The sequence below is a fragment of the Methylophilus sp. 'Pure River' genome (assembly GCF_046765995.1).
GTDB lineage: Bacteria > Pseudomonadota > Gammaproteobacteria > Burkholderiales > Methylophilaceae > Methylophilus.
Genome location: NZ_JBKOUE010000004.1, coordinates 156,722 through 176,495, shown reverse-complemented (window position 1 = coordinate 176,495; position 19,774 = coordinate 156,722). Strand labels below are relative to the sequence as shown.

Sequence of the window (19,774 nt, the reverse complement as noted above, 5' to 3'; positions counted from 1 at the left end):
ATCTATCAATAAAAAAACCCTGCAAAAGCAGGGTTTCAGAAGCCAGGCAAACAAACGTTAAGCGCGCATTTTTCTGCGCATGGCCAGCAGGCCCGCCAGGCCGCATAACAACATGGCATAAGAAGATGGCTCAGGCACTTGTGCTACCAATGTCGTGATCGGTGTTTGCGACATCTGCACCACACCTGCATTCAAAAAGGTCAGGCCAGTGACAAAAGCTGTCGTGTTAGCCGGATCCAGCATCGCCGCAGTATCAATACCGGCCACCGTAAAGCCTGACAAAGGCGTCGCAAAATGAAACACTGTGCCGCCAGCCACGGTCCCCAACAAACCACCAGGGGTCATGTCGCCTAAGGCATAAATGGCATAGCCATCCGTATCAGCGGCCAACAACGGCAACAATACAGACGTAAACTGATTGCCGCCCGACACTTCGTAGTCATAGCCAACCGCCACCAGCGGGTCAACAAACACGCGCTGATTCAACTGTACGTTAAACTCAAACTGATAAGAGCCATCCACAACCACAGGGAGAAACGCATTTTCAGCGGTTTGCCCTGGCAAGGCGCCGTTATTAAACGAGAAGCGCCATAAACCAGGGGTCGCGGTAGACACATTGCTCAAATTGACCAGGTTCAGCACCTCATTCGAGAAAGAGCCAGGTAATACTTCGTAGTTCACATTATTGCCTGCATCATAGCCAGCTTGTGCAGGCGTGCCGCCCAAGCCATTGACGCCACCACTGGCGCTACCTGTCGTCCATTGCAAACGGTCATAACGAAACTCGGCACTAAAACTACCATTCGTCGTTCCTGGCGTTTTCTGCAGCACTAATTGAAAATTGTTCTGTTTGTCATTCTGGGCAGGAAAATAGCCAACGTTATGCCAGGTCACCACTACCGAATCGGCAGTTGGCGAAGCCACATAGACACGATTACTGCCTACGGGATCAGGCGCCTGACCAGCACGCGTATCCACATCTGCCCAATAGGGTGCAATCATTGGCTGGCTGGCAACCGGGAATGCGATCGGCGTATAACTCTCCAAGGGGCTTAAGAAGCTGATGTTGCCATTGTTATTAATAAAAAACCGGCTGAAATCCTGGCCAAAAAAGTTAATCCCAAATGGCAGGTTCAAGGCATTGCTTGAGTCATCATCATTCGGCAACATGGCCAATTCACCGAAACCAGCCTCTCCACCAAACCCGCTTAACAGCTCAATCGCCTGTAACTGCGTGGACAAACCCACCAGCAAAATAGCCAGGCTGACTTTCTTCATCTGGGATACAACAATACGGCGACTACCCTTCTTATTACTCATGATGGTACTCATGGCGCAACTCCTCACTTTAATGATTTATCAAGATCTTTTCGTGAGTTATTTTAACAATATTTATATTTAATTAATATATAAACACAACATTAAATATTAAAAACGGGGAGATGACCGCCACGCAAACTGCGTACAGCCTCGATCAAACATATGGACGGGGGATATGGCTCAGGTATTAATAAGACAGCAGGAAAGTCGTGGCGTCGTTACTGCTCAAGGGTTTACTCAGCAAATAGCCTTGCATCTCGTCACAGCCTTGCGTCTGCAAGAAGGCTTTCTGCTCAGGCGTCTCCACGCCTTCGGCAATGGTTTTCATGCCCAGGCTGCGCGCTAGCTGGATAATCGCAATGACAATGGCCTTGTCTTCATCATCGGTGGTGATATCACGGACAAAACTCTGGTCGACCTTGAGTTTGTAGACTTTAAATTTTTTCAGGTAGCTGAGTGAAGAATAGCCGGTACCAAAGTCGTCTATCGACAAGCGCACGCCCAAGCCGCTCAGCGCATCCATCATGGCCACCGCCCCTTCCGGGTTTTCCAGTGCCACGCCTTCGGTCAGCTCCAGCTCCAGGCATTGCGGTGACACCTGATAACGTTCAAGCACACTCTTCACCAGCGCAGGCAGTTTTGGATCGCGGAACTGAATACTGGACAAGTTGACCGAGACAGAAATGTCTCTAATGCCCGCCAATTGCCAGGCGTGGATTTGCTGCGTGGCCTGCTCCAGTACCCAACTGCCGATAGAAATAATTAAGCCACTAGACTCGGCCAGCGGGATAAACTCAGCTGGTGAAATAAAACCCAGTTGCGGATGTTTCCAGCGCAGCAGGGCTTCTACACCGATCAGGCGGCCTGAATCGAGCGCGACTTGCGGCTGGTAATATACCGCCAATTGTCCCAGCGCAATGGCCTGACGCAAGGCGTTGACCAATTGCAGGTTACGCGCAGTTTGCACTTGCATGTGGTTGCTAAAAAAACGATAGCTATTCCGGCTTTCTTTTTTAGTACGATACATGGCGACATCGGCATTGCGTTGCAGGCTTTCCATATCGAGACCGTCATCCGGATAGATGGCAACCCCAACCGACGCGGTAATGGTCAACTCGTACTGGTCGATCACAAACGGCTGCTCCACCGCTTTCAGCAAGCGCTCGACAACCTCTTTGGCAATGACATGATCAGCCTCGGCCAGCAGAAATACAAACTCATCGCCACCCAGGCGGCAAATAGTGTCTTGCGGCCGCACCAGGCTTTGGAAGCGATGCGTTAATGCGACCAGCAGGTTATCGCCGTAGCGGTGCCCCAAACTATCATTCACATCCTTAAAGTGATCCAGATCCAGAAACATCAGTGCGAATTGCCCGTCCTGATCCCAGGCTTTTTCAATCTCCACAATCACACGCTCAGTCAGCAGGTTGCGGTTGGGCAAGCCAGTCAGAGCATCATAATTGGCCAGGAAGCGTATGCGCTCCTCAGCTTCTTTGCGCGCGGTAATATCGCGAATAAACGCGCTGTAATAATGTTCATGGTCGCGCTTGATTTCAACGATGGTCAACTCGACCGGAAACTCGCTGCCATCGCGGCGCAAGGCCGTAATTTCAATCAGCTTGCCCAGTAATCGTGAGTGGCCAGATTGCTGCAAACGCTGCATGCCCTGATGATGCGCCTCACGATAGGCAGGCGGCACAATGACATCTTCCAGCATGCGCCCAACCACTTCAGCTCGCGTATACCCAAACATCTGTGCGGCAGCCCGGTTCCACTCCACAATCAAGCCCTGTAAATCAATGTTCACAATGGCATCCAGCGCGTTCTCCAGCACCAGTTGTGCGCGTTGTTCGCTCTTGAGCAAATTGGTCTGGAACAGGCTGTTCTGCGCCTGCACCTCAAAACGGTCGAGGGCGAAATCAATATTCGCCACCATGCCTTGCAGCAAGCGCTGGATATCCGGTTCAAATGCCTGCTCGTGCTCGGCATACAATGACAGGCAGCCGATGACTTTGCCTTCAGCATGCAATGGCAAAAATGCCGCAGCTTTCCAGGCAAACTCGGTGGCCTTGTCATGCCATACGGCGCTGATCGGATTGGTCTGGAAATCATGCACCCAGTATGGGTGATCGGACAGCATGCTTAAACCACAAGGCCCTCTGCCACTCGCGGCAGCAGGGTCCGCCGAGATCAACACTTCATCCAGATAATTAATACCCGAGCCAAAGGCACTGGACACCACGATCTGCTTGCTACCTCTATCCAGCTCCCCAATCCAGGCCATATTGGCATGGCCCAAATTCACAATAATCTGGCAAATCTGTTCAAACAGGCGGTGTTTATCCTGGCTCTGCACAATCGCCTGGTTACATTGACTCAAGGCGAGATAGAGCTGATTTAACTGTTGATGATGTTGTTTAACCGAGGCGCCATCGCTATCCAGTTGCGTGAGCTGTGTACGTAATTGCTGCCAGCCTTCTTCCACACTGGCAGATTCGGTCGGTGCAAACATGACTGGGCTAAACGTATCACTGGCATAAGCATCGGCCAGCACGCGGTTAAAGGTTTGCAGGTCTGCGGCTTGCATCGCCAGAGCAGTGCGTTGTTGCTGCCAGATGAGGATGGTTAATACGCCCCATAAGGCCACGCCTAAAGAAAGTAACAATACAACCAGTTTATGGGTGGCTGACGGAAGGGTGAGCGCAGTAAGGCTGGCCTGCGTAAGCGCGAGGCAAATTAACAGCGAAAACAAGACCATCAGCCACAAACGTCTGATTAGCTTGCCCCGCCCTGCAGATGTGAATTGTTGTGCAGACATGGATGTTTAGCCTAAGCCCCCGTCCACTACTGTAAGGGATGTGACTCAAATCAAATCCCCAAATACCTGTATAAATGCCCGGCAAATTTCCCGATGTGGTCATTTAGCAGGTAACCTCCCCCTCACTCAAGCGACTGCGCCCCAGCTATTCCTCACTATAAGACGCTCTGGCGGCGCCCTTGATGACCTCATAATGGGTAAAAAACGCATCGACTGCGGCCGGATCAAAACGGATACTGGATTCGCTGCGAATATAATCCAGCACTTTACCTTCTGGCCAGGCCTGCTTGTACACCCTGGGATGCATCAAAGCATCCCACACATCCACAATCGAGAAAATACGCGCAGCAAACGGAATCTCCTCGCCTTTCAAGCCTAAAGGGTAACCATGCCCATCCCAGCGCTCATGATGACCATAGGGAATATCCATACAATTACGCAGAAAATCAATGTTGACCAACAAGTCGCGCGCAATCTGCGGATGCGTGCGCATCAGCCGCATTTCGTCTTCATCCAGCTGGCCAGGCTTGATTAACACCGCATCAGGAATACCAATCTTGCCGATATCGTGCAGAATCGCACTGCGCTCAATCAGCTTGAGCGATGCTTCGTCGGTCACGCCCATCTTGCTGGCCAGCGCCACGGTCATGGCCGCCACACGATAAGTGTGATCCTTGGTTTCTTTGTGCCGCAAATCGAGCACCTGTACCCAGCCACGGATGGTCTGGTCATAACTGTGTATCAGGTTTTGCTGGTCACGTGCAGCATCTTCGAGCGCACGCTTGACCAGGAAAAACAATAACATGGCGGTGACCATGATAAACAGCCAGCCTTTGATATCCTGCATCATCGTCAGGTCACGCGGATCAGTAAACAGTTGCGCAACGACCTTATCAGAAAAAAAGATCCAGGCAGCGCCTACCAACACATATACCATTACAATCTTATACTGCGGCCGCATGGTCAACTCTCATGACAATCATCAAAGTGTGAATTCTTATCGCAAAAGCTAATTTACGCAATTGAAAATCTGCACTCGCATCCCTTCAGCAGGCCAATCACGCTACTTAATTGGCGGTTGCTAAACCGCCCAGGACATTTGCCCGCAACCCAGTAACTTTGCCTGGTACATGGCCTTATCAGCCGCAGACAGCAGTTGTTCTATGGCTTCGCCGTCCTTGCACACGGTTAAACCAATCGATGTCCCCAGGCGGCAAACGGCGCCCTGGATCTGGAAATCGCGTTCAAACACCATCAGGCATTTCTGGCCAACCATTTCCACCGAAGACTTGCCCTGCTCAGGTAAATCAGATAGCACGATCACAAATTCGTCACCGCCCACGCGCGCCAATGTATCACTGCCACGAATCACCTTGCTCAAGCGCTGCGCCACTTCAATCAAGGCCAGATCGCCCGCTTCATGCCCCAGTTGGTCATTCACGGCTTTAAAGCCATCAAGATCCAGATATAACAGCGCTGTGCCGGTTCGCTTCACACGTCCCAGCTCTATCGCCTGCTGCAAACGCAAAGACAGCAGCTTGCGGTTAGGCAAGCCCGTGAGCGCATCATGGTGCGCCACATGGTTCAGCTCCTGGTTCTGGGCAGAAATTTTGTGATAAGCGTCTTTCAAGGAGCCGATCAGGTCCTCGTTTTCAAAACTGATACGGGCCGCCTGCCGCAATGACTGGTTAAAACGATAGGCAATGCCTATCATCAGCAGGTAAAAAATCACACTAAACACTGCCATAATCAAGCTGGACAGGTTTTCGCTAAACGAGAAGACCAGCACCGTTGGCAACATCGCGGGCAAACTAAAGGCAAAAAAGGCAGGGATACACGACGCCATGGTCACCACACCACCCATTACCATCGCCTGAATGGCCGTGATCACAATAATCACCGTCATGGGCGGTGCGTCTTTCACCAGCAACCCCAGCGCGCCCCACGCCAGCCCTGACAGCGCCAGGGTCAGGCAGTAACGATAAGCCAGGGGATAATTGAATCCATGCTTGGCCAGCCGGTGCTGGCAGCGCTTGAGTAGCCACACGCGCAACACAATGACGGCATAGACCACGCTGCACCATAACAAGAACAAATGACCTTTTTCAGAACCCCATTGCGAAAACGCAATCAACAAACCGCCGAACGCACTCCCGATTAAAGGAATGCGCGCTCCCGATAACAGCCTGTGAAATAATGCCTCGTCAATCCGAGCCTGCAAACTCATTAACGCATGACCTCTTCTTTTTTATTCTTACGCCAGTTTTACATACACTGTTTTAACTAATGCTAATGCAAGCCTTTAAAAATAACCAGTTAAATCAAAGGGGTTTTCAATACATTACACCCGTGTTGCATCCAATGCGGCGGCACTGAACACCCTAAAAACAAAAACGGCTTGCAAATATGCAAGCCGTTTTACATTCAAGCGCGCCCTCCTCACAGAGGACGAGAGGCAACACAACTTATGCCTGGGCTGGACGTCTTTTCAACGCAACCAAGCATACCAAGCCAGCCAGCAACATGCCCCAGGAGGCAGGCTCCGGCACCGGCGTCGTCACGATGGAGTTCAGATACCAGGCACTATCCCCTTGCGCTTTGGTCAGGCCTTGCACATGCAGGGCATAGTCGTCCAAATTGACCTGAGAAGCGGAAGCAAATGTCGCCGTCCAGGTAACGGACTCATTCGCCAGTAAGCGGTCATTCGCTCCTTGGCCAAGCACAAACCTAAAGTCCCAACCACCGCCAGGGCCACCACCATTCCCTGCAGTCAGGCTAGTGACACCACCGCTAATATTGCTAATCGTGATATTGCTGGCGCTGACATCCGGCGTTGCTTTGACAGCGATTGACCCGATAAAAGCTTTATTCGTAAACAAGGCATTCAAATCATAGGCGGACAAGGTAAATGTATAGACATTGCCGGTGTTGCTAACTGACAACGAAGCAAAATCAGAGGCTGGTTCATAAGTCCCTGACAACAGTTCGCCATAGGTTTCTACTGCCGCATGTGATGACACCGACACCATCATCGCCAGAGAAAAAATCAAAGAATTAAAAAAGCGCATAAGCTTATCTCCCACTAAAATTATCGCAATAATATTTTCCCGAACAACCATTATTGCAACCTTGATTTTAGCGAGCAAAATATAAAAGCCAATAGCCCGTTAGGGTGTTTTGCAAGACTTAACATTTAGTAAAAAAAACCTGCGTACACCACATGAAAATGGCGGCGTGACTAGCGCTTAAACCCGAGGCGATTGACGCGCAACCCGAGCCAAAAACTGGTCCAGCTGCGCGGCAAAAGTATGCCGGTCAGACGACTGCATCGCGCTCGGACCTTGCGTCTCCACGCCACTCGCACGCAACGACTCCATAAAGTCGCGCATGGCCAAGCGCTCTTTGATATTTTCGGGTGAATAAAACTCACCGCGTGGATTCAGCGCATGACCACCTTTTTCGATCACTTGCGCGGCCAAGGGGATATCTGCCGTAATCACCAGGTCACCCGCTACCAGCGCGGCGACAATGGCGTTATCTGCCACATCAAAGCCTTTATCGACCTGCATCGCCCGTAAATAAGGCGAAGGTGGCACCCGTAACAGCTTGTTGGCAACAAAGGTCGTTGTCATGTGGGCACGCTCAGCCGCCCGGAACAGGATTTCCTTGATCACCACCGGGCAAGCATCGGCATCCACCCAAATGTGCATTAGCGCGCTTTCGGCGGTGTTTTGGCGCTGTTCGCGCCTGGCTTAGACGTAAACAGTGCGCCCTGCGGCTTGTTGCCACCCTGGCGATGTTGCGCCTGGTGACCATTGCGCTGACCGGAGTTCGCATGCCCGGACTTGTGCGGATTGGGTTTATTGCCTTGACCAGATTGGTTAGCACCCGCTTGACCCTGAGCTTGCCTAGGCTGAGACTGTGCCGGTTTAGAAGACTGTTGTTTATTGCCTTGAGGCTGTCTCTGTTGTGATTGTGGCTGCCCCTGTGGTTTCCCTTGGCGCCCACGGCCGTGATTCTGCCCGCGTGGTGGGCGGTCAGGCTCTTCGCTGTTTTTCTCTGGCGCAACAAAACCCTCTACCGGCACCCGCGGAATATCACGCTTGATCAGCTTTTCAATGTCTTTCAGCATGCCAAACTCTTCGCGATCCACCAGTGAAATGGCGGCACCACTGGCACCGGCACGGCCAGTACGGCCAATGCGGTGTACATAGTCTTCCGGCACATTAGGCAGCTCAAAATTCACCACTTGTGGCAACTGGTCAATATCCAGCCCACGTGCGGCAATATCGGTCGCCACCAGCGCCGTGATAGTACCTGCTTTAAACTGTGCCAGCGCCGCCGTACGCGCATTCTGGCTTTTGTTGCCATGAATCGCCATGGCCGGGATTCCGTCTTTGACCAGTTTTTCCGCCAGGCGGTTGGCGCCATGCTTGGTGCGGGTAAAAATCAGCACTTGTTGCCACTGATGATGCTTAATCAAATAGCTGACCATTTCGCGTTTGTGCGCCTGCGACACCATATGCACGCTTTGCTCAATCAATGCATTGGAGGCATTGCGGCGCGCCACTTCCACCAGGTCTGGCGCGTTGAGCAAACTGTCAGCCAGTCGTTTGATATCGTCAGAAAACGTGGCCGAGAACAGCAGGTTTTGGCGCTTTTTAGGCAGCAAGGCCAGCACCTTTTTAATGTCATGGATAAAACCCATGTCCAGCATACGGTCGGCTTCGTCCAGCACCAGGATTTCAATGCCAGACAAATCCAGCGCCTTTTGCTGCACCAGGTCTAGCAAGCGACCCGGTGTCGCCACCAGGATATCCAGCGGTTTGCTCAGGCGGTTGATTTGCGGATTAATGCTGACGCCGCCAAACACCACCATGCTTTTGAGTGGCAGATATTTGCCATAAGTGGTGACGGATTCGCCAATTTGCGCCGCCAATTCACGTGTGGGCGACAAGATCAGGCAACGCGGCCTGCCCTTCACGGCCTGTGCCAATGGCACTTCAGACAAGCGATGCAAAATCGGCAGCGTAAAGCCCGCCGTCTTGCCAGTCCCGGTTTGTGCACCGGCCAGCAAATCGCCGCCACGCAGCACATAAGGAATCGCCTGCGCCTGGATAGGCGTCGGTGAGCTATAACCAGCATCGGCAATCGCGCGCAAGACTGGCGCGCATAAATTCAAATCAGCAAACGTGATGTTTGCAGGGATATTTTCTTGTGACAAAGTAATTCAACTTATAGAAATTGCATGGACGAATTAAAACCAGCCATGCAAGTATTAATAGGCGTTGGTCTGTTGCCTATGGCAACACCAATCTGGACAAACGAATCAAACCTTAAAGAGGGTAACAAAGCCGCTACGTTGATTGGTAAGCCGTAGGGTAAGCGCATTATACCCGCTATTACATAAAATCCTAATCGATTGAATAGACTAGGATTTTATGCAATCCTGGGACATTATCGGCCGGCCGCCATTCTGGCACGGGCAGCATGTAGCTTTTTGTAGCTGTCGATGAGACGGTGGTGCCTGTCCAAGCCTTCCAGTTGCATGCTGGTTGGCGTCAGGCCATAGAAGCGTACGCTACCGGTGACCGAGCCAATCACGGCGTCCATCCGCGACTCGCCAAACATCTTGCGGAAATTGGCTTCGTAGTCAGCGAGCTCCAGTTCATCATCCAACTCAACTTCCAGCACAACATTCAATGCCTGGTAAAACAGGCCGCGTTCCAGCGAGTTGTCGTTGTACTGCAAAAAGGCACCGACCAGGTCATGCGCCTCTTCAAATTGCTGCAAGGCAAGATGAATCAGCAACTTCAACTCCATGACCGTGAGCTGGCCCCAGTCAGTATTTTCGTCAAACTCAATGCCGATCAACGTGGCAATATCGCCGTAATCATCCAGCTCGTTATTCTCCAGGCGCTCCAGCAAGGCTTCCAGGCTGTCGTCGTCCAGGGTATGCAGGTTTAAAATATCCTCGCGGAACAACAATGCCTTGTTGGTGTTATCCCACACCAGGTCCTCAACCGGATACACCTCAGAATAACCCGGCACCAGGATACGGCAAGCCACTGCGGGATATTGACCACCCAATTGGTCATACACGGCAACATAAGCCTCTTTGCCCAACTCAGCCAGCATGCCAAACATGGTCGCCGCTTCTTCAGCGTTCGCATGCTCGCCTTCGCCGGAGAAATCCCAGTCGACAAACTCATACTCTGATTTGGCGCTGAAGAAGCGCCAGGAGACAATGCCGCTGGAATCAATAAAATGTTCAACAAAGTTATTCGGCTCCGTCACTGCTTCGCTGGCAAAAGTTGGCTGCGGCAGGTCATTCAGGCCTTCAAAGCTGCGGCCTTGCAGCAACTCGGTCAGGCTACGCTCGAGCGCGACTTCCATGGTCGGGTGCGCGCCAAAAGAGGCAAATACACCGCCAGTGCGCGGATTCATTAAAGTGACGCACATCACCGGGTACTGTCCGCCCAGCGAAGCATCTTTCACCAGCACCGGAAAGCCCTGCTCTTCCAGGCCTTTGATCCCGGCCACCACGCCAGGATATTTCGCCAGCACAGCTTGCGGCACATCCGGCAAGGCGATTTCGCCTTCGATGATTTCGCGCTTTACGGCGCGCTCAAAAATTTCTGACAAACATTGCACCTGTGCTTCCACCAGCGTATTACCAGCGCTCATGCCATTGCTAACAAACAGGTTTTCCACCAGATTGGTTGGGAAATACACGGTTTCGCCATCCGACTGACGCACAAACGGCAATGAACAGATGCCACGTTGAGCATTGCCGGAATTGGTATCAATCAGGTGCGAGCCACGCAACTCGCCATCCGGGTTGTAAATCTCCAGGCAGTAGTCGTCGAGAATCTCTTTCGGCAGCGCATCTTTACGGCCCGGCTTGAACCAGCGCTCGTTCGGGTAATGCACAAACTCAGCATTGGCAATGTCTTCGCCCCAGTACGCCCCGGCATAAAAATGATTGTTACTCAATCGTTCAATATACTCGCCCAACGCCGATGCCAGCGCGCTTTCCTTGGTCGATCCTTTGCCATTGGTAAAGCACATGGGCGAATGCGCATCACGGATATGCAGCGACCACACGTTAGGCACAATATTGCGCCACGACGCGATCTCGATCTTGATACCCAGACCCGCCAGCAGGCCGGTCATATTGGCGATGGTTTGCTCCAGCGGCAAATCTTTGCCGGTGATATAGGTCAGCGCATCCGTGTCTGTATCCACTGTCAGCAACGCCTGCGCGTCTTCGTCCAGGTTAGTCACTTCTTCAATGATGAAATCCGGTCCGGCCTGCACCACTTTTTTCACCGTGCAACGGTCTATCGAACGCAAAATGCCTATACGGTCTTTTTCGGAAATATCGGTCGGCAACTCAATCTGTATCTTGAAAATCTGCTTGTAGCGGTTTTCCGGGTCAACAATATTGTTGTGCGACAAGCGGATATTATCGGTGGGAATATTGCGCGTGCTGCAATACAGCTTCACAAAATAAGCCGCACACAAGGCCGACGAAGCCAGAAAATAATCGAACGGGCCGGGCGCCGAGCCATCGCCTTTATAGCGGATAGGCTGATCGGCAATCACCGTGAAGTCATCAAACTTGGCTTCCAGGCGTAGCTTATCGAGAAAATTGACTTTGACTTCCATGGGGAGAATTCCAAAAATGCGGCAAAAATGCTGAGGGCGTTATTATCCCTCACATCGCCTGCGCTGTGTTGAGGTCACTGAATACAGATAACAAGCTCGGCCTAAGCCGCTTAGCTTCCGGTATCCGGATGCTCAAGCTCGAGCAGGGTTTTGAGATCCTGTCGCCCTTGCTCCATCACGCTGGACAAGGCCTTGCGGTCATGGCGGATTTTGCGCGTGGCTTCCAGTTGCTCAATATCATGCTTTTCAAATTGCTTGATGATCTTGGCCGCCGCGCTTGCTGTTTCTCCGATTGCCAGCAACGCCTGTCGCGAAGCTTCTAAGGAGGAATAAAACGTCTCGCGTACCGGCTGCAAATCCAGGTCACGCAAGTCAAACGCATCGGTCCGGCTCCGGGCGCGCACCACAATCTTGACCTGCGGCCAACGCTCTTTGACCAGCCTGGCCATTTCCAACGTCGCCGCTGCATCGTTCACCGCAATCACAAATAAACGTGCCTCGGCAATGCCTGCCTCCTCCAACACATCCAAGCGCGACGCATCGCCGTAATAGCAACGCCAGCCAAATTGGCGCGTTAAATCTACCTGGTTTGGGTCGTTATCAATCAGCGTGACACTGATGCCCCTGGCCATCAACACGCGAGCTACAATCTGCCCAAAACGGCCAAAGCCAGCAATGATGACCGCGTTATTTTCGGTAATCGCCTCTTTGGGCGGCTCACCGCATTGCAAGGCTAAAAAGCGGTCATATAACAATAACAACACCGGCGTGATCAACATGGAGACAGCGACAACCGCATTAAGGATATTGTAGGTTTCGCGGGAAATAGAGGCTTGCGTCAAAGCCACGCCAAAAATCACAAATGCAAACTCACCGATTTGCGAGATGGCAACGCCGAATAATAATTTGTCACGCAAGGGATAATGAAACATTCTGCCGAGCCCAACCAGCACCAGAAATTTCATGGCAACAATCAGCAAGGCAAAGCCAAAAATCAGTCCTGGCTGGTTGGTGACTAAATCCAAGTCTACCGTCATGCCGACCGAGATAAAAAACAAACCAAGCAGCAAGCCTTTCACCGGCTCGATATCCAGGCGCAACTCATAGCGGTACTCAGAATCAGCCAACAACACCCCGGCCAAAAAAGTCCCCAGCGCCATCGACAACCCTACCGACGCCATTGCCAGCGAAACGCCGATCACCAGCAATAACGAAAAAGCCACAAACACCTCACGTATGCCGGTTTGCGCGACGATGCGCATGATGGGCCGCAAAATGGTTTTGCTCGCCAAGATAATGACCAGAATCACCGCAATCGACTGCGTCACGGCCCACACATCAAAGCCCGACGCACTCTTGTTAGGCGCAATAAACGCCAGCACCATAAACAATGGGATGACCGATAAATCCTGGAACAACAAGGTGGCAAATGCCGCCTGCCCGCCTGGTGTGCGCAACTGTTTTTTCTCAATCAAGGCCGTCAGCCCAATCGCCGTCGACGACATCGCCACGCCCATGCCAATAATCAGCGCCTCAGCCCATGAAAAACCAAGCAGGTGCGCCACCAATGTCACCAGCGCAATCGTCAGCGTCACCTGCAACCCGCCCAGGCCGAACAACAATTTGCGCAGCTCCCACACCTTTTGCGACTCCAGCTCGAGCCCGATGAGGAACAACATCAACACCACGCCAAACTCGGCGAAATGCAGCATATGCTCAGGATCGGCAATCAGCTTTAAGGCATAAGGGCCAATCAAAATGCCAGCAATCAGATAACCCAGTACCGAGCCCAGACCCAGCCGCTTAAACAGTGGTACTAACAGGATGGCGGACGCGAGGTAGATCGCTGCTTGAACAAGAAAACTAGAGGAATCCATGGTGTACCTTTGCAATGACATGACGCTGCATGGATTGTAGCTAAAATGCCCGCAAAACATGTAGCGGGATCGTCGATTGCATACACTTAAGCTGTGATTAGCGGCTCAATGATGCGAGGAGACAGTCCACGACACTGAAGTTGTAGGCAGGCAATAAAAAAGTCACGCTGATAATATCAGCGTGACTTTTGACTTAACGCACAAATACTTAAGCTGCGTTTTTGCGGCGTGCAACCAGGCCCAACAAACCAAGACCCGCCAGCATCAATGAATAGCTGTCCGCTTCTGGCACAGCAGCAACGTTTGAAGACAGGAATTCGACGCGCAAACCAGTTGGGTTACCAAAACCTTGTGCCTGATTAGTCACTACAAATGACAACGTATTCACGCCTGCAACAAAGTTACCTGCAGTGGCTGAAAAGGTGCTCCATGATGAAAAGCCATTAGAAGTGCCAATCTGATTGCCGTTCAGGTAAACAACTGCAGTATTATCAGCCGCAAACTGCGCATTAAAGCTAGCGGTGGCTGCGTCATAACCAGTCAAATCAAAGGTCGTCGTCCAGGTGTAGAGGCCATCAGCAGAAGGATCAAATGAATCACCCTGGTTAGCCGTAGGTGTTAACCATGAAGAAGTAGCAGTATTCGCCAGCCAGTTGCCCGCAAGTGGAAAGGAACCATTTGCAGTCACATAACCATATGCATCAACTGTGGTGGTTGTGCTTGATAATGCGTAGTTCGTATCTTGTGCGCCAGCTGCAAAGCTAGCGCCCGTATTGTATAAGCCAACAATATCAACCGCGTATGCGTTCACTGAGGCCAAACTCATTGCTGCAACTAACACTAAACTTTTCATCGCTATCCCCTGTTTATTAATTAACATTTACCAACGTCTTATAAATCATAAATAGTACATACGATAATCATTCTAGTGTAAAAGTATTATCATGTCGTTAGCCTGTTTGGGCCAGACCAATCCAAACAACCACTTAACCTCGGCATGGAGAAAAGAAAAACGGCTCGCATGTCTGCAAGCCGTTTTTTTGTATGTTGGCAATGTGGCGGAGATCAAACCCACGACAAATGAATCATGTGTTTAGCCTTCTCCACCAGATAACACACACCATCAATGGCCTTTACCGCTAGGCAGAATATCGGTATTAAAACCAAACACCTTACCCGCCCAGAGAAACACCACCCACACCAGCACACCAAAGGGCAAATAACCTGCAAAGCCCAATAATGGCATTTCAACATTAATATGAATCACATTCACATAAGGGATATCGTAGACCCAGTAATTCGGGTTGGTGACAGGTACTGCCGGATGCGCGCTGCCATAGTTCCAAATCTCCCAGAAAAATCCGTTAAACAATGAGCTGAGTGCCATCAGTAACACTGGGCTCCAGTTGCCATTCGCGACATCGGTAAAAGGTGTCCAGATGCCACGCATCATCAAGATGCCTGCGATACCTATCAGTGGCGCGATCCACATCGCCCAGAACAAAGGATAAGGCCAGAACGGCACGGCAGCAAACAACACAAAGCTCAGGTATAACATTGGCTTTGCCGGGAGAGCCAGCTTAGGGCCTTGGGCATATCGCCCTGCAATCTTTGGAAAAGCATTGAGCAAGGTATACCACTCAAAAATGGCCGGCCACACGGTGGAGTAAGCAAAAATAAAAATCCACACAACCGTGGTATGGCTTAAACCTGGGATGTCTGTATTAGGGTAATACCAGTTACCCAAGGCAAAATAATCGAAATATTCAAAGAAATACCAGCCACCAATTGAGACAACCGCACTAATCAGAAATGTTTTAGGACGACTCGCAAACAGTGAATAGCCTCCAGAATAGCGGTATGCCAGACCATCCAACACAAAAATGAATCCCCACCACATCGGCGTAAAGGCGTAATACACCAAATCACCAAACGGTGTGATGCGCGTCCACATCAACCACCAGAAAAACAATGTGACAACCGCCCCCACCCAAAACCACCAAGGCAATGCAAGTGGTGCAGGCCGCGGGGATGGCGCTGGCGGCTTAAAGCCAAACCATTGCGGAAATATTAAAAAAACAGCAAACGCGGCTTCGAGCAGCGCAACCCCAATAAAAACAATCAGATTAAACCCAGGCGGCTCGGCTACAAACTGTGGTGGAAAAACGCCAAACCCGGGCGGTAGATGCGTGTCTGGATAAGCGAACCAGGATGCTACTAACGGAATCAGTAACATCGCCACAACAGTCATCACCAACGCAGAACGTGTTGAAGTTGAAAACATAGATACCCCTTTTGATCGACAAATTATTTGTGCTCAATCATGAGCCCTTATCAATATTGCATAGTCACCGCCAAATAGCGTGACCGTTTATTTTCATACATAAACACATTCGTCAAACGTATGAACTAAGGTATGTTTTCTGCTTAATCATAATGAGCACGCCAAAGCGCAATAAAGGTTGGAGCAACTACCAAGTGATGTATATCTTCTAATTTGAACTTATGCTTACGAGTGGGTAAGCTTTGAATATACGATGTGTATTTAGACTAAACTCAAACAACAAGGGATGGTAACAATGCGTGCAATTGGAAATTTACTTTGGTTTATTTTCGGTGGTTTTTTAATGGGCTTGGCCTGGTGGCTTTTCGGCATCTTGGCCTTCGTCACAATCATCGGTATCCCTTGGGGAAAGGCCTGTTTTGTCATTGGTCAATTTACCTTCCTCCCATTTGGTCGTGAAGCAATAAGTCGTAAAGATTTAAATCAGAAAGACGATATTGGTACCGGATTACTGGGACTGCTTGGAAACATCATTTGGTTTATCTTTGCTGGTGCATGGCTAGCAATCGGTCATATTGTTTCTGCACTGGCATGCTTCATCACAATTATCGGCATTCCTTTTGGCATTCAACACCTCAAGCTTGCAGTGCTTGCGCTTGCACCAATTGGAAAAACAATAGTGACCAAATAAATTGTCGAGGTAGCGAGATCAACTAATCCAGGGGGGAGCTATTTGCTGTGCGGCTTGACATTCGAATCTAGTCTCAACGCTGGTGCTCCTGCCTGGACAAAAACGCAACCCTATTTACTTCTATTAAATGAACCCCACCCCAGAATGACGAAGATCACAAATGCAATTGTTTGCGCTGCAGCAAAAGCTGGCGCAGCGGGCGTGGGTGCAAGTATTGCTAAAGGAGGTGTTTTGGCTAAAAGCTGTGCAATCAGCACGAATACATTTAAGTACAAGGCCAGAATGCTGGTCACTACAAAAACCTTTCGCCAACCACCACTAAGCCCCTTCAGATAAAGGGCAATACTTGCAACCACTAAAACGGCTAATGAAATTGCACCAATAATGTGGGCTGGCAGAATCGTTGTAAATGGAAAGCCAAACCCAGTCACGTTGGTAAGAATAGTTGTAAACATAAAAGCGTTTATCCAGCGATTGTAATAATGGCCCGACATCAATCCACCGGCCATGATCAAGCCTGAAATAATTCCAACCAAACTTAATACAACGTGAACAAGCACAAAAGTATTTGAAACTGTAGTCATGACACCCTCCCAAATTGTTGATCAATCATCGAGCCGTGAATACTGATATTTCATACCTCTAAAAGAGCTCACCACATCTTGCTTAAATATATGGTCAGCTCTGTCATTGCTATTTAACTTTACGATCCAAGAAATCATGCATCAACTTCGCAATCAGGTCGCCATCCTCCTCTAGTGCAAAGTGCCCTGTATCCAGCAAGTGCAGCTCAGCTTTTGGCAGATCGCGCAAATACGGTGTAGCGCCTTCACCAGGGAATATTTTGTCGTTTTTACCCCAAACGATCAACATAGGTGGCTGGTGCTTACGGAAGTACTCTTGCCATTTTGGATACAGTGGCGGATTGGTACCATAGCTGTAAAACAACTCCACCTGGATATCCTTATTCCCGGGACGATCCAGATAGGCCTGATCAAGCATCCATGTATCTGGGCTCACATGCGCCACAGGGTCACGGAAACCTTCAGTATATTGCCATTTGGTGGCATTCAATTCCAGGACCGGCCGTACTTTTGCCGCATTAGCTTCAGATTTATCTTTCCAGAATGCTTTAACGGGATCCCAAAATGGATTGTCTATACCTTCAACATACGCATTGCCATTCTGCACAACGATTGCACTAATCTTTTCTGGATGCGCAGAAGCTAAACGATAGCCAATCGGTGCGCCATAGTCCTGCACATACATCGCATATTTTGTTAATCCGATTTGTGTTGTGAATTTATCAACCACTGCCGCCAAATTGTCGAAGCTATAGGTAAATTTATCCATGGCCGGCTGATCACTCTGTCCATAGCCAGGGTAGTCAGGGGCAATCACATGGTAGCGATCAGCAAGTTTTGGTATCAGGTTTCTAAACATATGTGACGACGTTGGAAAACCGTGCAGCAGTAACACCGTTGGCGCGTTTTTAGGTCCAGCCTCCCTGTAAAAAATCTTCACACCATCAATGGTCACCGTGCGATACGACGCCGCCGTTTCACTCTGGATGCTTGTGCTTGAAACGGGTGGCGTAGCTAAAACCTCCAAGGGGGTGAGTGCGAATACCGAAACTACTGCACCCAACAGAATTGGAATATTTACCATCAATCTAACAGTCGCGTTTCTCATCATCAGTCAGTCCTTTATTAAATATTAAAAGTGAATCAAGTCATCGATCTCGTCTGATCCGTCAACTTGCGGAGTGACTTAAATTTAACTGATTGATCATTTGTTGAGAATTGGCGCTGAGCGCAATTGATTATTTCGATTGCAGCAATAATCTTCCAGCCTTCCACACCAAGCCAACATCCTGGCCAAGGATTGCGACCGGGACTCGCATCAGCCAGTCCTGATTGGCTAAGGATGACTCAGGGCGTGCGATGCGGGGGAGGGAGTTTAGAACCTCAGGCGAGTAAAGCACCCGATTTGATGAATGGCATAGAGAAAAGAAAAACGGCTCACATTTCTGCAAGCCGTCTTTTATATTTCGGTAAGGTCGGAGCCGAACCTTGCAACCGATTTACAAAGCTTTCTTTTTCCTTTTTTGCGCAAATGCAATTAAACCGAACCCGGTTAACATCAAGGCAAAAGACTCAGGCTCAGGCACCGTTGTTAAAAAACTGCCGGTGAGTTTTACTGCCGTAGCGCCGAATGCATAGTAAGGATTGTCGAAAGTATAGCCCCCTTGCGCAGGTGAAACGACCACCACAGAATCTCCGTATCCAGCATAAAGAGGCAGTCCCAAATGATCGCCAAAGTAGTACACAATATAATCACCTGCACCCAAGTCAAAAGGTGTAAAAGCGGCATGAATATTATAATTTTGACCTGTGCCCGGCCCCAAGAAACGCTCTGTCTGCGTGTACTCACTGGTATTAAAGGTCTGTGAATAGACTAGGCTATAGGATGAAGCATCATAAAAAGCAACCGTAATATCAGATGGAATATCTACAGGCTCAGAGATAGGATCCGTATAAAACAGCCCTTTGTAAAAATCAATCGTCTTTATAGTGGCGGCTGAAGTGAGTGAAAATGTTTCTCCAATATACTGTGAAGGATCATCCCATTGGGTTGGATCTAAACAACTAGCGCTGGAACACACTGCACCAAAAGCTTGAGTCGAACCATAAGGTGCTGATTGATAAACCACACTGTCAGCATGCCCTACTTGCGCTGACAACAACATAGCAAGAACCAATATCCACTTCATCATCCTCTCCTCAAATAATTATTTAAATAGACTAGCTGAGAACTATTAATGCAGTTTTAACAATATTACATTGATGATTGGGCACAACTGATTCTCAATTGTATTCCACATCAATTAAATTTATGGAAATAATTTCATCAGCAGTGAAAACTTGAACACGCCCCAACTGAGAAACTAAAGAAGACCCGGAACTGATCGTTTGGCTATGGCACGAGATCTATGACTATGCGCCGGGCTCTTGGCTGCAAGCGGGTGAACTCCAGAGATGGCTTGAGAGATTAAACTTAAAAACCGCAAAAATCGCGAGATGCTGAAAAACTGAAACGCTGTTCAGTATCGA

16 protein-coding genes are annotated in these 19,774 nt (G+C 49.8%); 2 read left to right on the top strand and 14 right to left on the bottom strand.

All coding sequences use genetic code 11. The features are described 5' to 3' along the window. Positions 1 to 57 precede the first annotated feature (57 nt). The 7 genes from ACIDE9_RS06225 to ACIDE9_RS06195 form a co-directional block, all read right to left on the bottom strand. Entirely contained in the window at positions 58 to 1,320 is a 1,263-nt protein-coding gene (locus tag ACIDE9_RS06225; protein WP_411993544.1) for a nidogen-like domain-containing protein, read from the bottom strand. 187 nt (positions 1,321 to 1,507) lie between these two features. Next, complete coding sequence (locus tag ACIDE9_RS06220) at positions 1,508 to 4,138, bottom strand: putative bifunctional diguanylate cyclase/phosphodiesterase (protein WP_411993542.1); 2,631 nt, start codon at positions 4,136 to 4,138, stop codon at positions 1,508 to 1,510. A gap of 145 nt (positions 4,139 to 4,283) precedes the next feature. Next, entirely contained in the window at positions 4,284 to 5,099 is an 816-nt protein-coding gene (locus ACIDE9_RS06215) for an HD-GYP domain-containing protein (protein WP_411993540.1), read from the bottom strand. A 120-nt stretch (positions 5,100 to 5,219) separates the two neighbouring features. Further along, positions 5,220 to 6,365, bottom strand: a complete 1,146-nt coding sequence (locus ACIDE9_RS06210) for a diguanylate cyclase domain-containing protein (RefSeq protein WP_411993537.1) — start codon at positions 6,363 to 6,365, stop codon at positions 5,220 to 5,222. A 238-nt stretch (positions 6,366 to 6,603) separates the two neighbouring features. Continuing rightward, entirely contained in the window at positions 6,604 to 7,206 is a 603-nt protein-coding gene (locus ACIDE9_RS06205) for a PEP-CTERM sorting domain-containing protein (RefSeq protein WP_411993535.1), read from the bottom strand. Between the two features lie 177 nt (positions 7,207 to 7,383). After that, on the bottom strand, positions 7,384 to 7,848 hold the full coding sequence (locus ACIDE9_RS06200; protein ID WP_411993533.1) for a YaiI/YqxD family protein: 465 nt from the start codon (positions 7,846 to 7,848) through the stop codon (positions 7,384 to 7,386). Further along, positions 7,848 to 9,362 carry a DEAD/DEAH box helicase gene (locus ACIDE9_RS06195; RefSeq protein WP_411993531.1) on the bottom strand — a complete coding sequence of 505 codons (1,515 nt, stop codon included), beginning with the start codon at positions 9,360 to 9,362 and terminating at the stop codon, positions 7,848 to 7,850. The genes ACIDE9_RS06200 and ACIDE9_RS06195 overlap by 1 nt, the downstream gene beginning before the upstream one ends. Before the next feature lie 24 nt (positions 9,363 to 9,386). On the opposite strand from ACIDE9_RS06195, the gene ACIDE9_RS06190 reads away from it, so the two are divergent. Next, positions 9,387 to 9,518, top strand: coding sequence for a hypothetical protein (locus tag ACIDE9_RS06190; protein WP_411993529.1), 132 nt, complete (start codon positions 9,387 to 9,389; stop codon positions 9,516 to 9,518). 77 nt (positions 9,519 to 9,595) lie between these two features. Here the strand turns inward: ACIDE9_RS06190 and ACIDE9_RS06185 are convergent, their stop codons facing one another. The 4 genes from ACIDE9_RS06185 to ACIDE9_RS06170 all read right to left on the bottom strand — a co-directional run bounded on the left by ACIDE9_RS06185 (position 9,596) and on the right by ACIDE9_RS06170 (position 15,970). Continuing rightward, entirely contained in the window at positions 9,596 to 11,809 is a 2,214-nt protein-coding gene (locus ACIDE9_RS06185) for an OsmC domain/YcaO domain-containing protein (RefSeq protein WP_411993527.1), read from the bottom strand. Positions 11,810 to 11,919: 110 nt separating this feature from the next. Next, entirely contained in the window at positions 11,920 to 13,686 is a 1,767-nt protein-coding gene (locus ACIDE9_RS06180; protein ID WP_411993525.1) for a monovalent cation:proton antiporter-2 (CPA2) family protein, read from the bottom strand. 208 nt (positions 13,687 to 13,894) lie between these two features. Beyond that, positions 13,895 to 14,566 (bottom strand): PEP-CTERM sorting domain-containing protein, encoded by a 672-nt coding sequence (locus ACIDE9_RS06175; protein WP_411993523.1) that lies wholly within the window; start codon positions 14,564 to 14,566, stop codon positions 13,895 to 13,897. A gap of 243 nt (positions 14,567 to 14,809) precedes the next feature. Continuing rightward, positions 14,810 to 15,970, bottom strand: coding sequence for a mechanosensitive ion channel protein MscS (locus ACIDE9_RS06170; RefSeq protein ID WP_411993521.1), 1,161 nt, complete (start codon positions 15,968 to 15,970; stop codon positions 14,810 to 14,812). A gap of 295 nt (positions 15,971 to 16,265) precedes the next feature. Between ACIDE9_RS06170 and ACIDE9_RS06165 the strand changes: the two genes are divergently transcribed. Continuing rightward, positions 16,266 to 16,661 carry a YccF domain-containing protein gene (locus ACIDE9_RS06165; RefSeq protein WP_411993519.1) on the top strand — a complete coding sequence of 132 codons (396 nt, stop codon included), beginning with the start codon at positions 16,266 to 16,268 and terminating at the stop codon, positions 16,659 to 16,661. Positions 16,662 to 16,771: 110 nt separating this feature from the next. Here the strand turns inward: ACIDE9_RS06165 and ACIDE9_RS06160 are convergent, their stop codons facing one another. The 3 genes from ACIDE9_RS06160 to ACIDE9_RS06150 all read right to left on the bottom strand — a co-directional run bounded on the left by ACIDE9_RS06160 (position 16,772) and on the right by ACIDE9_RS06150 (position 19,434). After that, complete coding sequence (locus ACIDE9_RS06160; protein WP_411993517.1) at positions 16,772 to 17,245, bottom strand: hypothetical protein; 474 nt, start codon at positions 17,243 to 17,245, stop codon at positions 16,772 to 16,774. A gap of 109 nt (positions 17,246 to 17,354) precedes the next feature. Then, positions 17,355 to 18,356 (bottom strand): alpha/beta fold hydrolase, encoded by a 1,002-nt coding sequence (locus tag ACIDE9_RS06155; protein ID WP_411993515.1) that lies wholly within the window; start codon positions 18,354 to 18,356, stop codon positions 17,355 to 17,357. A gap of 388 nt (positions 18,357 to 18,744) precedes the next feature. Beyond that, positions 18,745 to 19,434, bottom strand: coding sequence for a PEP-CTERM sorting domain-containing protein (locus ACIDE9_RS06150; RefSeq protein ID WP_411993513.1), 690 nt, complete (start codon positions 19,432 to 19,434; stop codon positions 18,745 to 18,747). Positions 19,435 to 19,774 lie beyond the last annotated feature (340 nt).

Excerpts from the sequence above, each read along its gene's own strand:
- ACIDE9_RS06165 (WP_411993519.1), top strand. The coding sequence starts at position 16,266 with ATGCGTGCAATTGGAAATTTACTTTGGTTTATTTTCGGTGGTTTTTTA.
- ACIDE9_RS06180 (WP_411993525.1), bottom strand. The coding sequence starts at position 13,686 with ATGGATTCCTCTAGTTTTCTTGTTCAAGCAGCGATCTACCTCGCGTCC.
- ACIDE9_RS06170 (WP_411993521.1), bottom strand. The coding sequence starts at position 15,970 with ATGTTTTCAACTTCAACACGTTCTGCGTTGGTGATGACTGTTGTGGCG.
- ACIDE9_RS06215 (WP_411993540.1), bottom strand. The coding sequence starts at position 5,099 with ATGCGGCCGCAGTATAAGATTGTAATGGTATATGTGTTGGTAGGCGCT.
- ACIDE9_RS06220 (WP_411993542.1), bottom strand. The coding sequence starts at position 4,138 with ATGTCTGCACAACAATTCACATCTGCAGGGCGGGGCAAGCTAATCAGA.
- ACIDE9_RS06210 (WP_411993537.1), bottom strand. The coding sequence starts at position 6,365 with ATGAGTTTGCAGGCTCGGATTGACGAGGCATTATTTCACAGGCTGTTA.
- ACIDE9_RS06205 (WP_411993535.1), bottom strand. The coding sequence starts at position 7,206 with ATGCGCTTTTTTAATTCTTTGATTTTTTCTCTGGCGATGATGGTGTCG.
- ACIDE9_RS06155 (WP_411993515.1), bottom strand. The coding sequence starts at position 18,356 with ATGATGAGAAACGCGACTGTTAGATTGATGGTAAATATTCCAATTCTG.
- ACIDE9_RS06175 (WP_411993523.1), bottom strand. The coding sequence starts at position 14,566 with ATGTTAATTAATAAACAGGGGATAGCGATGAAAAGTTTAGTGTTAGTT.
- ACIDE9_RS06160 (WP_411993517.1), bottom strand. The coding sequence starts at position 17,245 with ATGACTACAGTTTCAAATACTTTTGTGCTTGTTCACGTTGTATTAAGT.
- ACIDE9_RS06150 (WP_411993513.1), bottom strand. The coding sequence starts at position 19,434 with ATGAAGTGGATATTGGTTCTTGCTATGTTGTTGTCAGCGCAAGTAGGG.
- ACIDE9_RS06185 (WP_411993527.1), bottom strand. The coding sequence starts at position 11,809 with ATGGAAGTCAAAGTCAATTTTCTCGATAAGCTACGCCTGGAAGCCAAG.
- ACIDE9_RS06225 (WP_411993544.1), bottom strand. The coding sequence starts at position 1,320 with ATGAGTAATAAGAAGGGTAGTCGCCGTATTGTTGTATCCCAGATGAAG.
- ACIDE9_RS06200 (WP_411993533.1), bottom strand. The coding sequence starts at position 7,848 with ATGCACATTTGGGTGGATGCCGATGCTTGCCCGGTGGTGATCAAGGAA.
- ACIDE9_RS06190 (WP_411993529.1), top strand. The coding sequence starts at position 9,387 with ATGGACGAATTAAAACCAGCCATGCAAGTATTAATAGGCGTTGGTCTG.